16 protein-coding genes are annotated in these 16435 nt (G+C 44.4%); 13 read left to right on the top strand and 3 right to left on the bottom strand.

What is annotated here, in order from left to right:
- The first annotated feature begins 177 nt into the window (after nucleotides 1–177).
- From mnmG to H6F66_RS08610, 6 genes are all read left to right on the top strand, one after another.
- On the top strand, nucleotides 178–2094 hold the full coding sequence (gene mnmG, locus H6F66_RS08635) for a tRNA uridine-5-carboxymethylaminomethyl(34) synthesis enzyme MnmG (RefSeq protein WP_190420246.1): 1917 nt from the start codon (nucleotides 178–180) through the stop codon (nucleotides 2092–2094).
- A gap of 330 nt (nucleotides 2095–2424) precedes the next feature.
- Nucleotides 2425–3732, top strand: coding sequence for a hypothetical protein (locus tag H6F66_RS08630; RefSeq protein ID WP_190420244.1), 1308 nt, complete (start codon nucleotides 2425–2427; stop codon nucleotides 3730–3732).
- A 118-nt stretch (nucleotides 3733–3850) separates the two neighbouring features.
- Entirely contained in the window at nucleotides 3851–4432 is a 582-nt protein-coding gene (locus H6F66_RS08625) for a TIGR04376 family protein (protein ID WP_190420306.1), read from the top strand.
- 47 nt (nucleotides 4433–4479) lie between these two features.
- Nucleotides 4480–5235: a prolipoprotein diacylglyceryl transferase family protein gene (locus tag H6F66_RS08620; RefSeq protein ID WP_190420242.1), complete on the top strand. Its 756-nt coding sequence runs from the start codon at nucleotides 4480–4482 to the stop codon at nucleotides 5233–5235.
- A 73-nt stretch (nucleotides 5236–5308) separates the two neighbouring features.
- Nucleotides 5309–6727, top strand: a complete 1419-nt coding sequence (locus tag H6F66_RS08615; RefSeq protein ID WP_190420240.1) for a radical SAM protein — start codon at nucleotides 5309–5311, stop codon at nucleotides 6725–6727.
- A gap of 78 nt (nucleotides 6728–6805) precedes the next feature.
- Nucleotides 6806–7123 carry a hypothetical protein gene (locus H6F66_RS08610; RefSeq protein WP_190420238.1) on the top strand — a complete coding sequence of 106 codons (318 nt, stop codon included), beginning with the start codon at nucleotides 6806–6808 and terminating at the stop codon, nucleotides 7121–7123.
- 28 nt (nucleotides 7124–7151) lie between these two features.
- Here H6F66_RS08610 and H6F66_RS08605 read toward each other — a convergent pair whose 3' ends face one another.
- The 3 genes from H6F66_RS08605 to H6F66_RS08595 all read right to left on the bottom strand — a co-directional run bounded on the left by H6F66_RS08605 (nucleotide 7152) and on the right by H6F66_RS08595 (nucleotide 8542).
- Nucleotides 7152–7484, bottom strand: a complete 333-nt coding sequence (locus H6F66_RS08605) for a hypothetical protein (protein ID WP_190420236.1) — start codon at nucleotides 7482–7484, stop codon at nucleotides 7152–7154.
- A 246-nt stretch (nucleotides 7485–7730) separates the two neighbouring features.
- Nucleotides 7731–8189, bottom strand: a complete 459-nt coding sequence (locus H6F66_RS08600) for a hypothetical protein (protein ID WP_190420234.1) — start codon at nucleotides 8187–8189, stop codon at nucleotides 7731–7733.
- Nucleotides 8186–8542: a hypothetical protein gene (locus tag H6F66_RS08595; protein WP_190420232.1), complete on the bottom strand. Its 357-nt coding sequence runs from the start codon at nucleotides 8540–8542 to the stop codon at nucleotides 8186–8188. The genes H6F66_RS08600 and H6F66_RS08595 overlap by 4 nt, the downstream gene beginning before the upstream one ends.
- Before the next feature lie 431 nt (nucleotides 8543–8973).
- Here H6F66_RS08595 and H6F66_RS08590 point away from each other — a divergent pair, with 431 nt between their 5' ends.
- From H6F66_RS08590 to H6F66_RS08560, 7 genes are all read left to right on the top strand, one after another.
- A complete protein-coding gene (locus H6F66_RS08590; RefSeq protein WP_199295051.1) occupies nucleotides 8974–11871 on the top strand; it encodes a zinc-dependent metalloprotease in 2898 nt (965 codons plus the stop codon).
- Between the two features lie 355 nt (nucleotides 11872–12226).
- Nucleotides 12227–13039 carry a hypothetical protein gene (locus tag H6F66_RS08585; RefSeq protein WP_190420230.1) on the top strand — a complete coding sequence of 271 codons (813 nt, stop codon included), beginning with the start codon at nucleotides 12227–12229 and terminating at the stop codon, nucleotides 13037–13039.
- Nucleotides 13040–13434: 395 nt separating this feature from the next.
- Nucleotides 13435–14403 carry an ATP-binding protein gene (locus H6F66_RS08580; RefSeq protein ID WP_190420228.1) on the top strand — a complete coding sequence of 323 codons (969 nt, stop codon included), beginning with the start codon at nucleotides 13435–13437 and terminating at the stop codon, nucleotides 14401–14403.
- A gap of 283 nt (nucleotides 14404–14686) precedes the next feature.
- Entirely contained in the window at nucleotides 14687–15151 is a 465-nt protein-coding gene (locus H6F66_RS08575; protein WP_190420226.1) for a DUF29 domain-containing protein, read from the top strand.
- Nucleotides 15152–15319: 168 nt separating this feature from the next.
- The gene (locus H6F66_RS08570) at nucleotides 15320–15868 is read left to right on the top strand and encodes a transposase (RefSeq protein ID WP_190420225.1); all 549 of its coding nucleotides are present in this window, start codon (nucleotides 15320–15322) and stop codon (nucleotides 15866–15868) included.
- Nucleotides 15869–16032: 164 nt separating this feature from the next.
- Nucleotides 16033–16227: a hypothetical protein gene (locus H6F66_RS08565; RefSeq protein ID WP_190420223.1), complete on the top strand. Its 195-nt coding sequence runs from the start codon at nucleotides 16033–16035 to the stop codon at nucleotides 16225–16227.
- Between the two features lie 53 nt (nucleotides 16228–16280).
- The coding region (locus tag H6F66_RS08560) for an IS1 family transposase (RefSeq protein WP_190420221.1) at nucleotides 16281–16435 on the top strand (155 nt) is incomplete at its 3' end.

The following is a 16435-nucleotide window of genomic DNA, read 5'->3' as shown; positions in this document are numbered from 1 at the left end:
AAAAATAGTATGGTTAACTTGCTGATAACCCGATATCGTAAATCATCGAGTCGTGCCAGAAAACTTCTACATTCAGACCTGTTTGGGAATGGGTTGCTGGAATGCCATGCGATCAAGACTATAACTTCGCTAGGATTGAATATATTGAATATAAGTAATTACTGCTTAGGTTGAGGAATGGCCATCAATTCGACCGTTGAATTTCAAGATGCTTTTGATGTAATTGTTGTTGGTGCCGGACACGCCGGATGCGAAGCGGCCCTCGCTACCGCACGCCTCGGCTGTCGGACGCTGCTGCTGACACTCAACCTAGACAAAATTGCTTGGCAACCTTGTAACCCAGCGGTGGGAGGGCCAGCTAAGTCACAGCTAACTCATGAAGTCGATGCGCTGGGCGGGGAAATTGGCAAAATGGCAGACCGCACTTACTTACAAAAGCGGGTGCTGAACAACTCCAGAGGCCCTGCGGTTTGGGCATTGCGGGCGCAGACCGATAAGCGGGAATATGCGGCGGTGATGAAGGGGATTGTCGAGAACCAGGAAAACTTGACAATTCGCGAAAGTATGGTCACAGATTTGGTGCTTGGTGCCAATGATGAAGTTATTGGTGTCGAGACTTACTTTGGCGTTGGGTTCCAGTGTAAGGCGGTGGTGCTGACGACTGGCACGTTTTTGGGCGGTAAAATTTGGGTTGGTAATAAGTCGATGTCAGCGGGACGGGCGGGGGAATTTGCCGCCGTTGGGTTGACGGAAACGTTGAATAAATTGGGTTTTGAAACTGGGCGACTGAAGACGGGAACCCCGGCACGAGTTGATAAGCGATCGCTAGATTATACTAATCTGGAACCCCAGCCTGGTGATGAGGAGGTGCGGTGGTTCAGCTTTGACCCGTCAGTTTGGGTGGAACGGGAGCAAATGCCTTGTTATCTTACCCGGACGACACCTGAAACTCATCGGATAATTCGGGAAAATCTGCACTTGTCGCCAGTATATGGCGGCTGGGTGGATGCCAAGGGGCCACGTTATTGTCCGAGTATTGAAGATAAGATTGTCCGCTTTGCCGATAAGGAAAGCCACCAGATTTTTATTGAACCGGAAGGGCGAGATATCCCAGAACTGTATATCCAAGGGTTTTCTACGGGGTTGCCGGAAAATTTGCAGTTACAAATGTTGCGAAGTCTCCCCGGTTTGGAAAATTGCGTGATGCTGCGTCCAGCCTATGCTGTGGAGTATGATTATTTACCCGCAACTCAGTGTTATCCCACACTAATGACAAAGAAGATTGAGGGGTTGTTCTCGGCTGGGCAAATCAACGGAACAACAGGTTATGAAGAAGCTGCTGCTCAGGGAATTGTGGCGGGAATTAATGCGGCGCGGTATGTCCAGCATCAGGAGATGATAGTTTTCCCCCGCGAACAAAGTTACATCGGTACGCTGGTTGATGACTTGTGTACCAAAGATTTACGGGAACCTTACCGGGTACTAACTTCGCGCTCTGAGTATAGATTATTACTGCGGTCGGATAATGCGGATCAGCGCCTCACGCCATTGGGAAGGGAAATTGGCTTAATTGATGATCGTCGATTCTCCTTGTTCCAAGACAAGCAAGCGAATATTGTGGCGGAGAAGGAACGGTTACACTCAACGCGGGTGAAGGAAAATGAGGAGATTGGGATCGCGATCGCATCCAACGCCGGACAAACCATCAAAGGCTCAATTACCTTAGCTGAGTTGCTGCGCCGTCCAGGTTTCCACTACGTTGACTTAGATCGCTACGGACTCGGAAACCCCAGTCTAGACCAACCGGAAAGAGAAGGCGCAGAAATTGATATCAAATACTCTGGGTATCTCCAGCGTCAGCAGTACCAAATTGACCAAGTAAGCCGTCACGCTAACCGCCAGTTGCCGCCGGATCTAGATTATGCGGCAATTGAAACTCTCTCGAAAGAGTCTCGCGAAAAGCTATCGCAGGTGAAACCCCTAACTATTGGTCAAGCGGCGCGAATTGGCGGCGTAAACCCCGCTGATATCAACGCTTTGCTGATATATCTGGAACTGCGTTCAAGACAAATGAGTTTGGCCAGGGGCCAGTAGTTCCTTGAAATGTACCCTTTGGGGTCGCCCGTTGCGGTAGGAATTCTTGGTACAGGAATTTGTTCTACCGAGAATTCCTACCCAACCTGGGAACGTTTCCATAACTAATGACTAATGACTTAATTCGCCAATTTCTAGTCACCCAATCAAAAATTGGTATAAACTTTCTAAGTTAGCCTTGGGCGAAACTGGTGAGTCAGGGAACATCTACAACTGACTGCCTTAGGGTAGGATCTCCCAATTAAAGAAATTTTTCACCAACGTAAGCGCTATTAATTGCTTTAAGGCTTATCGTTAATTCAGTCTAGGCACGAAAGTGAGCAGCAATCCATGTCTCAGGATGTCAGCAATAACCAGAGGGAATCAGAGGCATTAGCCAATTCCAGTTCTATCAAACCCTGGTCGGTTGAAGCCTATGCCGATCATTTAATGGACGATTTGTTTGCAGACATCGACCGGGTGCTGGAGGGCGGAAGCGTATCGCCTCCAGAACAGCCGTCTACAGAATACGTCTCGTTACAGCCTGTAAAAGTTCCGCAAGCAACTCTGCCCCCAACGTGGGTACCACCTCACGATCTCCTACCACCACGGCAACAAGACAATACACCGCGTAGTATTGTGCAAATGCCTGTCGCGATTGATGTCAGGGTAGAGGATGTTGAAGCCGAAGAGAGCGAAAAGAGTGGTAAGAGTCAATCTTTTGATAAATTGCTGTTCGGATTTGCCTTGGCATCGGTCTTAGTGACTGTGCTGCTATGGGCGGCTTCTCAGGATAGACTCAAGTGGCTATTTTCGCGTGAAATACCGGCTGCACAAGTAACACAAGAGGCTCAGCCTAAGGTAGATGAGCAATTTGTTAACTATATGGAGCGATCGCTCGAATCAATCGAGCGCAAGGCAGAAGCTAACAAACAAAATGCGACAAGGGCTAACGTGCCACCGACAAGTAATCTGCCGTCGGTTTCTGGTGCCCCTGGCAATGGATCTGGAGGAGCTAACCGATCCTCAGTTATGGAAAGAGTCTATATACCCATCTATCCATCGCCCTCTAGCCAGCTGGGTACATCAGGGACAGGCTTAGGGTTACAAAGTATTGCGCCCTTAGCACGTCCCCAGCTCGCTCCGGCACTGCCAATGCGTCCAATCCGTCCGGTGCCGCAAATCCTTCCTGTACCATCAGTCCGTCCGGCACTGCCAGCCCGTCCTAAACCTCAAGCCCGTCTGGTGCCGCCAGTCAGTCTGACATCGCCAATGCGTTTGACACCGCCGCCAATGCGTTTGGCAGCGCCAGCCAAGTCTGCACCACCGATGCGTCCTGCGCCTGCCCCTAAACCTCCAGTGGCTGCCACAATACCTCAACCTCAACTTCCGCCACCACCGCCGCCCTCAGCATTACCTGAACTCTCAGCCGCCACCGCACCTGCACCAGTGGCAGAGGCTATACACACGCTTGTAGGAGTTCTGGAATTGGGCAATCGCTCGGCTGCCCTATTTAGTATCAATGGCGTTACCAAGCGTCTCCAAGTGGGGGAAAATATTGGCTCTAGTGGCTGGACTTTGGTATCCGTAGACAATCAGGAAGCCATTATCCGACGCAATGGAGAAGTTCGCTCAATTTATGTAGGGCAGAAGTTTTGAATTAGTATATTGCTAATGGCTAATAGCTAATTGCAAAAGAAAAAGTGCATAATTCTTTTTTGCATGAGAGCCTGTTACAGGATTGTCTTTTTAACTGAGAAGCGTGGGAGTTTTTGCAGTGGGTCTATTTGACGATTTCAACCGATTTCTGGAAACCCGATTAGAAGAATTTTTGCGAAATAATCCCCATCTAGAGTTACAGGCGCTAGAGGAACAGCTGCGGGAACAGGAAGAAGATGCCCTACGGCTGATCGCAGACCTGAATCTGCAAGAACAGAAATTACAGGATGAAATTCTCTCAACTGCACAAGAAGTTCAGCGCTGGCATATTCGGATTGAAAAGGCAAAAGCGGCTAACAGGCTTGATTTAGCCGAGCCTGCTCAAGAGCGAGAAGCCGCTTTGCTACGTCAAGGAAATCAGCTTTGGGGACAGATGCAAGGGCTGAAACAGCGCAAAGAGCAAGCGAAGCAGCTACAGCGTCAGATCCAGCAGCGCCGACAGGAAGTTCACACTAAAGCAGTCCAAGCTGAGGCGGCGCGTGCGAATACTCAAGCTCAGCAGCGCTCAGCAACGACTGGCTGGAGTCAAAGTTACAAGGGCAATATCAAAAGCGGGCCGGACTTATTAGATGATAAATTTAAGCGTTGGGAAACGGACGATGAGCTAGATCAGCTAAAGCGAAATATTGGAAATAGGTAATGGGGGATGGGGAATGGCTTGTAACAATTAGCCATTAGCCAAAAATTATGACTTTTCCGGTTTATTTGTGGCTGGGGTCGGTGAGGATTCATCCTCATATTTTGTTTGAGTCTTTGGCTTATGCGATCGCTTTCCGTTTATTAATCAAAAATTCTCGGAAAGATTCTATCGCACCCACGCAACGCAGTTCGGTAATTGTCGGTGGCTTGGTGGGGGCGCTAGTTGGTGCGAAGCTGCTGGTTTTGCTACAGCATATTGATTTACTTTTTTCAAATTGGCAACAATTATTTTTACTTTTACTTCAGGGCAAAACTGTTGTAGGAGCGCTTTTGGGCGGACTGATTGGTGTGGAAATAACAAAAAAAATTATCGGTGTAAATCGCTCAACAGGGGATGTTTTTGTTTATCCGTTGATTGTGGGAACAGCGGTAGGACGAATTGGTTGTTTTTTGACGGGATTAAGCGATCGCACGTATGGCATTGCCACTAATTTACCTTGGGGGGTCGATTTTGGCGATCGCATTCTTCGACATCCCACTCAAATTTATGAAATTATATTTTTGTTAATTTTAATTATATTTTTAAAAATCCGCAGCCGCTACCATCGGCAAGAAGGCGATTTATTTAAGTTCTATATGGTGGCATATCTAAGTTTTCGCCTGCTAATTGATTTCCTTAAGCCAGATTTTCATCCCATCTTCGGGCTAAGTGCCATTCAGATTGCTTGTTTGCTGGGACTGTTATATTATCACCGTAGTATTCCCCAAATGTTTAATTTTAATCGTCCTGCGAATACTTGGTAGGTTAAACATTTTCTTCCAAGTTCTCTCCCCATCCACTCTAAGAACCAGAAAAAAACTCTTTAAATTATATTATATGCCTACTCGAAACTACCTTTTCTATGCCTTGACTAACAGCGTTTGCTCTAAATGTCTCGTCAAAGTCGAAGCAAAGATTATCTTTCGAGACGATTGCGTTTACTTGGTTAAACACTGTCCAACTCACGGACATCAAGAAGTTTTAATCGCCGATGATATTGAATATTACAAACAATCCCTGGAATTTATCAAGCCTGGGGATATGCCGCTCGAATTTAATACTCCAATAAAATATGGTTGCCCTTATGACTGCGGACTTTGCCCAGATCACGAACAGCATAGTTGTTTGACTTTAGTAGAAGTGACGGACAGATGCAATCTTTCCTGTCCAATTTGTTATGCCGATTCAGGTACAGAAGAGGTTTTTCAAAATTCTAATCAATATCGTCGCCACCGCAGTTTAGAGCAAATTGAAATGATGTTAGATGCGGTAGTGGCGAATGAGGGGGAACCTCAAATTGTACAAATTAGCGGAGGTGAACCAACGATTCATCCAGAGTTTTTTAAAATTCTGGATATTGCCAAAAGCAAGCCAATTCGACACTTAATGATTAATACCAATGGTGTCAGAATTGCTAAAGACCGAAATTTTTGCGATCGCTTAAGCCAATATATGCCTGGAATTGAAGTTTATCTGCAATTTGATAGCTTTGAGGCTGCGGCGTTAGAGGAGTTGCGCGGGGCAGATTTGCGAGAAGTTCGCCAGAATGCGATCGCTCACCTCAATGAGTTTAACATCTCAACAACACTGGTCGTTACCCTTAAAAAAGGGCTAAATGACGGCGAAATTGGCAAAATTATTGAATACGCCTTGCAGCAGAAATGCGTCCGGGGTGTTACCTTTCAACCAATCCAAGCAGCAGGACGTTTGGAGGGGTTTGAGCATGAACGAGATCGCTACACTCTTACAGAAGTCCGCCGTTCAATTTTACAGCAGAGTCCCTATTTTAAACCAGAAGATATTCTCCCAGTTCCTTGTCATCCAGACTGTTTAGCGATGGCTTATGCGCTAAAAGTTAAGGGCAAAGTCATACCCTTAACTGGGCTTTTTGAGCCAAATACCTTTGTGAAAATGATGCCTAATTCTGTTCTTTACGAGCAGAATGATGAGCTAAAGCGTAATATTTTTGATTTATTTTCCACTAGCCATTCACCCGCATCTTCGGCAACATCTTTAAAACAATTGCTGTGTTGTTTACCGATGTTACCTGTTCCAGAAAGTATTACCTACGAAAATATATTTCGGGTAATGATTGTACAATTTCTCGACTCTTTTAACTTCGATGTCCGTTCTGTGAAGCGTTCCTGCATTCACATTGTGCATCCTGATGGTAGGATTATTCCATTTGATACTTTTAATATGTTTTACCGCGAGGGTAGCGCTGGGCATCACTTAGTTAATAACCGTTTAGCCTGAATGTATGAAGTACCTAACTCTAGAAGCGATTATTAACATTTTTGAAACAGGAACAAACAATATTTAAAAAAAAAACAAATGCGACCAAGAAATGAAGGTTTACAGATAGTTTTAGGTTTCTTACTGCTATTGGTAATACATATTACAGTAATTGCTATAGTGGCATTAATTGCATACATAGCGGGAAGATTTGGCGATCTATATTTTTTTCAACCAATTGCGTTTATTTCAGTCTTTTACATTGGCTTATTTCAAATTTTGTATGTAATTCCACTTGTTTTTTGGCTGAAACGGCAACAACGATGGGGATTGATGAAAGGGGTGATTATCAGTGCAGTTATCACCGCTTTATTGAATGGTGGCTGCTTTTTATTGTTGTACTCAGGAACGCTGTAAATTTTAAAATTATACTAATCAGAAGTTATCACTTTGTTGACTGGCGGCTGCTTTTGATAGCATCTCTTGCTGTCTTCTCAATTTTGAAAGAAACTGATTGACGCGATCGCGTGGTTGGATTTGGCTGAGATTGGCTATTGACTGGAGATACCACTGGCGGTGTTTCGTTTTTAATTGCAGTCAGTGTAGCGTCCTCTGTCTGCTGGAACGGAAGGAGACCGCGTTTGTCCAAGTTGGATGCGATCGCTAAAAATGCCCCACCCAAAATATACACGGGTAACGGCAGCGTAAACTGTTTTGCCCATTGGTACATTTCTGCCAAGCCAAACAGCACCACAAAACTAACCAGCCACACTCTCATGCTTGTAACCCAACGCCGTATCGAAATTTCTATCTCTATTTAAACTGATATTTTGCATCATTCAAGGACAATGGGGAGCTTCAAACTCCTAATCTTCCTTACCAGGCTCAATGAACCGCCAAAATGATGTCTTCCCTGCGGTTCCCTCCATAGGCAATGGTTATCATTTTTTTAGAAAATGATAATTAAAACACTAAAAATGAATTATAACCGCTGAAACCTTGACAGACTGTGAGTTGCGTGAGTTTAATTAGCCTGCGATCGCAAAGCATCTCTTTCGGAAACTTGCTTTCTCCGTTTTAACCTAATTCCCATCATACTTAGCAACCCGACGCAACTTAAAGCTAAAGTGCCTGATGGTTCAGGAGCTTTGACTTCGGCATAATTTAGCTGGTTTCCTATTAACTTTAAACGGGTTTTGTTAGCGAAATTACGCGAATAAGTACCCTGAACAAAACCACTAAAAAGTTTTTCTCCTTCTAAACTATTATCCAGAACTTTATCCTCTAAATCAAAGCTGACGTATTGGCTTTTTTGGATACTAAAAAACTCATATGATAGATTTCTTAAACCAGCCAATAGGCTAAAAGAATCTAAGAGGACAGGCTGCTTACGGTTCGTGATATTGAACGAGGAAAAAGATATTTTTCCATCAGCACGTGCAACCTCACTGGGAGAATTATCAGTTGAGGTTAATAAAATCAAAGAGGCGTCAAAAATTCCTCAACAATTCCCGCCTGACTTTTAGCATTACCTCTGTAGATTTTACCTGTTCCGGAAGATTTGCTTAGATATGTATTAAATGAGAAAAGTGGCTCGTCCGAAAAAATTGCTTCAGCATCAGCAAAAGCATCTACTGAACCATGTTTTGCATTTGTCAGACTATCAGTATCAACTGAAGTCTTAGCAACGTCAGGATTTTGGCTGTAGTTATTAATGAATAACGTCCCCCTAGAAAAGGCAAGAGTAGCAGCTAAACTAGGCGAGGCGGCGACGCTTAAACCAGTTATTAATGGTGTAAAGAACAGCAATAATTGTTTGACAATATTGCTGTTCAATAGCATAATTCTCTCGTTCAATTTCAGATATTGAGGTAGTACAAGCAGCCTAAGCTTGCACGCGTAGCCTTGAAAAACAGCGGTATAAGCAAAAGACTGTCATCGGTTCAGATGAACAGTTTCAAGAGCAGATGTAAGTTTTATTATCAAAATTAAATTGTGTCAAGGTAAAATAACTGTTGCAGAAATTGCTAATGCAATATAGCCATCCTATTTGAGTTGTGAGATGTCTGGGGTTCAGATCCCCGACTTCTTTAAGAAGTCGGGGATCTCGCCTTCACGAATCATTTAGGATTGCTATATAGCTAGTAACACCAGAGGGAAATATTTAAGTAATCATACTAATGCCAGAATAATATATTTAATGTAAAGCTAAAGTAAGTATGCGGAAAAAGAGTTTGAAGATTGTGTAAATTAATAGCCGTAATTAGATGACCGAGAAAATGAGAAGATTGCCAATATTTATATTTGCTCTACAAGGATTATTGTTTGCTGAGCCACAGCTAGCCGCGCAGCCGTTACCTATGGAGGTTTCGTTAGGCGATCGCGTCCCCAAGACTCAGCCTTCTGACTTGATTACCAATTCCTACGTATGGGTAATCAAGGATAGCCAAGAACAGCCAGAACAGCAACCCTACTTATGGATAGTTAAAGATACCAACAAGCAGTTGCGACTTCTTAAAGATATTAACAAGCCAGAGACTCGTCAGACAGGCTCAAAACCCAAAGACCCCAAAAAGCCAGCTTCATCGGGGTTCGATGAAATCGTAAAAGATACCGAGAAGTTAGAGGGGATGTTCACCCTTTACCGCAACAAGGAAAAAGGAAAAGTTTATCTAGAAATAAAGCCGGAACAGCTAAATAAAAACTTCCTTGGAACTGTGACGATGGAATCCGGTATTGGTGAACGAGGGATTTACAGCGGACTACCGCTGAATGATTTTTTATTCTACTTTCGTCACGTAAACAATAATTTACAGTTTGTTATTCGCAATGTGAATTTTCGCACCACTCCCGGCGATCCGCAAGAGCGATCGCTAGATCGAGCATTTAGCGATTCCGTCCTCTACTCCCTAGACATCAAAAGCACCCACCCGCAACGCAAAACTCTACTCATCGATCTGAGTGACTTACTACTTGCAGATTTGCCTGGATTGACCCCAATTTTAAAGGAATTTTTGGGCAGTCCCTACCGACTCGACAGCAGCAAGTCGTCTTTTGACACCGTGAAAGCCTTCCCCCTAAATATAGAAGTTTCCTCAATTTACGGCTTCTCGTCTGCAAATGGCCAGGATCTACCGCCCAATTTAGACACCCTACCTGATAGCCGTGCGCTCAGCATCAAAGTACATTACAGTTTGTCCCAGCTACCAGAAAATAACGGCTATATTCCCCGTTTAGCTGACGACAGAATTGGCTACTTTATCACAGCTTACAAAGACTTTTCTAACGACAACTTTAGAGAACCTTTTGTTCGTTATATTCATCGCTGGCATCTGGAAAAGCAAGACCCAAAAGCACCCCTGTCCCCACCCAAGAAACCGATTGTTTTCTGGATTGAGAATACTGTGCCGTTGGAATACCGCGATGCTGTCCGCGAAGGCATTCTGATGTGGAACAAAGCTTTTGAGAAAGCAGGATTTAAGGATGCGATTGAAGTACGGCAGATGCCTGATAATGCCACCTGGAGTCCGGGTGATGTGCGTTACAACACGATTCGCTGGATCAATTCTTTGGATGGATTTTCTGCCAGAGGCCCATCGCGGGTTAACCCCCTGACTGGGGAAATCTTAGACGCAGATATTATTGTGGATGCTAATATGTTGCGCTCTATTAAGCAAAGATATCGCAATTTAATAGAACCTACGCAGTCGCAGGAGATGGGGTTACTGGGACAAGGAAATTTATGTAACCTCACGTCCTCGCCTGTACAGGGAGAGGGGAGTAATTTGGGCAGGCGAGACGCAAGTCGCAATTCCAAATTCTTGCAACTTCTGCAAGACCAGGATATCTGCTATGGGATGGAATCTACAATGCAGACAGCGATGGGAGCGATCGCATTATCCCTTTTCCACAATGTCTCCCCCACAGGCAACGAGATGAAAGAGTACGTGAATCAATATTTGCGTCACCTCATCGCCCACGAAGTCGGACACACTATAGGGTTGCGGCACAACTTCCACGGTAGCACTTTAAATGGGCCGGAGGAATTAAACAATACAGAAATTACCCGCACTAGAGGAATGGTTAGTTCCGTGATGGACTACGTTCCGGTAAACCTTGCCCCCCAAGGCACCAAGCAAGGCGACTATTACCCGGCTAATATTGGCCCTTACGATGAATGGGCAATTGAGTATGGTTATAAACCCAGCGGGGCAATAAGTTCTATAGCCGAGAGACGGTTTCTAGACCAAATTGCCGGACAATCGTCGAAACCGGAATATGCTTATGCTACCGATGAAGATATCTTGGATCTCGATCCGGGTGCAAATCTTTGGGATTTAAGCGGCAACGTGCTACTTTACTCGCAGTGGCAGATGGACAACGCTCGTGCCATGTGGGAGCGTTTGAATAAGCGTTCTCCGTCCAGTGGTGACTATACAGAGATGCGGGTGTTGTTCAACACCGTACTTAATTACTATTTCAGCAACGCGAATCTGCTGGCGCAATACGTCGGCGGTCAGTCGTTCAGTCGCGATCGCGCCGGGACTCCGAACGGACGTTTGCCGTTTACACCCGTGCCGTTAGAAAAACAACGTCAGGCATTGACAAATCTAGGAAAATATGTTTTTGCAGCAGACGCTTTCAATTTTTCGCCGCAACTGCTGAATCAGTTAGCGCCGTCGCGCTGGAGACACTGGGGAAATCCGATCCCGATTTTGCGACTGGATTATCCAATTCATGAAAATTTGCTGTCGCAGCAAAGTCGAGTGTTGCAAAGTCTTTTAGGTAGCGATCGCCTAAATCGTCTGCGCGACATTGAACTCAAATCGAAGCCCGGAGAAGCGCTGACATTACCGGAACTGTTTGAAACTCTGCAAAATAGTATTTGGACAGAGGTACAAGATGGTAAACCAGAGAATATTTCCAGCCTGCGCCGTTCCTTGCAGCGCGAACATTTGGAGATTTTGCTAGAAATGGTGTTGCGGACTTCTGCTGTGCCAGAAGATGCTCGTACCCTAGCATGGTATGAACTGCGACAACTGAGAAAATCGCTAGATGCTTCACTGAGGAAGCAAGACAAACTCGATACCTATACGAAAGCCCATTTAGCAGAAACACGCGATCGCATCGACAAAGCCTTAACCGCGCGATTGGAATCGAAGTAAGTCAGATAAGACGCGATCGCATCAGCTGGGGCGTTTAAAGTCTGCAAGCAATCGGTCTTCAGGAGGGGTTTGCCATATCAAATCCGTCTAATTGGTCACAATCAAAGAACCCCACCCCCAACAGAGCAAGGTCACCGGGGAGCCGGAACCGCAGAGCTTTCTTGGAGTTCTTTTATTATGGGTATCATTTGATATCAGGGGGCTTTGCTCACCTTTTTAACCGCAAGGGCAGAAGCTTTCTCACTCATCTAGTGTTAAAACCAATAATATTGCCCGAATCCTCAAGGACGGGTGTGAAGTTAAGTTTAAGCTACTCAATGACGGATTTCGCAAGCTCTTTAGGAGAAGTTAGGAGATGACCCATCACGTCAATCAGCTTGGCGAAACTATCCCCCAAACGCTTAATGGATATGACCCTAACGTGTTTCCAGCATTTCATGAAACGCTGCAAACTCACTTTCCAGGGGCAGTCCCCATGAGCAAGTACATGAGAAAGACTTTCCAAAGCTTGAGTTCCTACGGTTTTTGTGACGAAAACACGATGGGAATGATAGCAATTTGTCGGGATGAAGTCGCCGAACCCCTATTCATTGAAGTAATTCGATACTGGGGGAAAACTTTTAATTGTTGCAGCTTAGCCGGGTTCGTCATGATGGGGAAAACTGGGTTAGCCGCTGCGACTGACCATACCCCTATCGTTGATGGTATACGTCGTTTTACCTTCTATGCCATGCCCCATATCGCTATTTCTAGACATGGCGAGATTGGTAAAGTTTATCGAGATGGCGTTCAAAAAGTTTCCCACGCCTGCGGAGCATTAGAAACAGTCGTCAAAGAATTGGCATCTGGTCATCTGAAACTAGAAATGGATATGCAGGATATTGAACAAACAATTATCCGGCAGAAAATTCTTTCATCCCTTACCTATGGCGACAAACCCGATTTGATAGAAGTTACAAAATTGGCGTCTCAAATTATTTCGGATGATGTCGAAACCCTCTTAAACACTCTGGATCGCTCTGTGTTTAACTACGCCGTCATGACCGGAATTCAAATTCATGGCCCTCTAGGTACGCACTGGATTTATCCACAAGATTTTTATGTCGTCGGCTCTGACCTTCCTGGGGGGAAGGAAAAGATAGAAGCATTTCAGCAGGCGCAAAATTAAAAAGGACAATGTAATCGCTATAACAGAAAGTAATCTGTCACACCGCAAAGCCGTCAGTTTCTTCGGCAAGATGAAGCAAGAAAAGCGCTTCACGAGCGATGTTTGGGGTGTAAATTTAAACACAAGCGAGCCATGAAACAAGTGCAAAAGAACAACTTCTCTAAGGCTATACACTGACTCGATCGGGCGCATCAGTCGGCTGATACTCCGAGACCAGTCAAGGAAGTGGTGCAACCTTTGAGTGTGTAAAATCCGGGATTGTAAGCTTTATCTGAAGGAATCAGGAGCCAAAATACACAAGTTTACCGACTCCTAAGTTCTGTAAGAATAGATATCTGCCTTATACTACAAATGCAATAAAATTGTAGTGGTACGCCATTCTCTCAGATACTACAATGTTTGATCCCACAAAGCTTGATGTCATCCTTACAATCCAAGACAAGGATCTATTGCTGTTTCCATCTGCCGAGGATGAGCGGCATGAATACAAAAGTAGTACCACCAAAGATTCAGAACTTGCGGATAAGATTGCGCGAACAGCTTCAGGATTTTGGAATAATGGGGGTGGGTTGTTTGTTGCAGGAGTAAACGATAAAGGGCAACCTGATGGCGGACTATCTCTCCATGTAGGACGACAGTCGCGACGAGATTGGATCGACCAAGCAATTTCACGAGTTTCACCTAGAGGTTTTTATGTGGTACACAGCGTTGAAGATAGCGGAGCTAGTTTGAATATTGCAGCCGGAAACGCTATCTTCCTGATTGGCTTTGGTGAAAGTGAAATCGGTCCTCACATGGCTCATGATAATCGTTACTATATCCGGTCTGGAGCACATACAATTCCAGTTAGTCACTTTATCGTTGAAGCCATTCATGCTCGACGGGGATTGAGGGTACCATTGCTTCGTCATATTGTCCGACGTAAACCTGGAAATAGCGAAGTTATTCAGCTAGGTATTGTTACTTCCGGTACAGTACCTGCAATTAATGCTTCTATCGAACTTGACCCATTGCCAACCTGGCTTCAAGCTCGCTCAGGAGAGAAGTTTCCCCTCCAAGTTTCTATTATTTCAGAGCAATTTCCTTTCTTTTTTGATATCCATATTATAACTATGGGTGAGGAATATCGACCCTCCTTCTCTGTGAATCTAACCTATTTTGATATTGCGTATAGGGAGCATGAACATATCTTTGAAGTTGATATTGATCGCCAGATGGGACCAAACCTGAAAAGTGAGAAAGGGACTGAACGGATTGAGAAGGAAATCGGGGAAATTAAGAAAGTGATTAATAAAGAGCTTGGCGATATCAAGAAAGAAATTAGCAAAGTTGCAGAAAATATCAAGAATAAACGGGGAGGTTGAACCGTTTAATTAAGACTATTCTACTCAACACCCTTTCAACCAATCAGAAGTGTAACGAGAAATATCACGGATTGAGCGATCGCGCAACCCGTGCAAGGTTATTCCCTATTGTCTATTGAGTTGTAATTTGGTTGTGTATTGATTTAAAACCAGCTTTCCCAAATCCGCTAAATTAGAGATAGGTTTGTAACCCCAAGCGGGTTTAGTCAAAATAAACATACACGGGTTGCGAAATTTACAGTTGCGACACTTTAAAAGTACGACTTTACTAAACTATTTTTGTATGACATCATCCTTTCCGACAGCTGCCAACAATCTCTCCACCCTATATGAACAGGACTATTATCTCTGGTTGGAAACAACCGCTAGACTCTTGCAAGAAGGACAACTCTCGGTGCTTGATGTCGCTAACTTGCTAGAAGAAATTGAAGATATGGGAAGGAGTGAGAAACGCGCAGTTTACAGCAACCTCAAAATTTTATTGATACATCTTCTCAAGTACAGCTATCAATCGGAGAAACGCTCCTCCAGTTGGCTAGCAAGCATCGTTGAGCATCGCCAGAGACTCAAAAAAGCATTTAAAGAAAGCCCAAGTTTGCAACCGTACTTTACGGAGATATTTAACGAGTGCTATCAGGATGCGAGGGAATTAGCATCTGCTGAAACGGGGCTAGAAATTGAGAGGTTTCCGGTTGAAACTCCCTTTACTCCCGAAGAAACCCTTGATTCTGACTACTTACCGGATTAGAGCGATCGCATTCTTTCGCTCACTTGTGTAGGGATGCGATCGCGCAGTAGGGACATGGCAATGCCATGTCCCTACAATGCCATGTCCCTACAATCGCATCAAATGCTACTTTCGTATCCAATGAGGGAACTCTAAAGATATAACCCGAACACCAGAAGACAATATCGCGTGAAATACGATCCCAATAAACACCACCGTCGTTCTATTCGCCTCAAAGGATACGACTATTCCCAGGTAGGAGTCTATTTCATCACCATTTGCACCCATCAGCGACAATGCTTGTTTGGTGCAATCGCTAATAGCAAAATGGAATTAAATCCTTACGGTCAAATTGCGGCAGAATGTTGGGATGGGATTCCACAACATTTTTCACGAATTCAGTTAGATGCCTGCGTGGTAATGCCGAATCATCTGCATGGCATTTTGGTGATAACCGATGCGGGTAGGGACATGGCATTGCCATGTCCCTACGAACGGCAATTTGGCAAACCAATCTCAGGTTCATTATCAACTGCGATCGGGTCATTCAAATCGGTTGTTACCAAACGCATCAATCTTGTTCGAGGTGCGCCAGGAACTCCAGTCTGGCAACCTAATTTCTACGAACATATCATCCGCAGTGAACCGTCATTACAGCGCATTCGTGAATATATTCACACCAATCCTCAATCCTGGGAAGTAGACCAACTTCATCCCAATAATCCTTCAAAATGGTAAGAGCGATCGCATTCTTTCCCTAACCTGGGTTTATCTGCGATCGTAAATGAGATGGCACTCTTTTTGGTTGGAGATACGGTAATCACTGCACTCCCAGCTACCCCACTGCTAAAAAATTTGGTCAAGATAGAAGTATATTTACATTTCTCTTAAGGATGAACGCTATGTTTCCGTTTTGGGGTAGTACCTGCTGGGGATCTGAACCTGTTTCCAGTAAAGCCTATCAGGAACGCAAACTTCGATTCCTGAAATTGATGCGAAATGATCTAGAGGCGAGATTGGCAGGACTCAATGCTGCGATTGAAACTATTGAGCGTCAGATCAGTCGGGAAGATTCAATAATTGGTAGTCCTGCATAGTAATGACAATTGGTTATAATTTTAACTATTCAATAAAACTTAATTTTTAGCTTATGCAATGCCCCAAGTGCGACTCTCAATACGTTGTAAAAAATGGTCATACTCACACGGGCCAACAAAATTTTAAATGTCGAAATTGTGGCCGACAATTTGTAATGAATCCCAAGCATCAACCTATTTCTAAATCAACCCGCGAGTTGATAGATCG

The sequence above is a fragment of the Trichocoleus sp. FACHB-6 genome (assembly GCF_014695815.1).
In the GTDB taxonomy this organism is placed as follows: domain Bacteria; phylum Cyanobacteriota; class Cyanobacteriia; order Cyanobacteriales; family FACHB-T130; genus Funiculus; species Funiculus sociatus.
The sequence above is the reverse complement of the archived record's forward strand: the minus strand, read 5'-3'. Positions and strand labels throughout refer to the sequence as shown.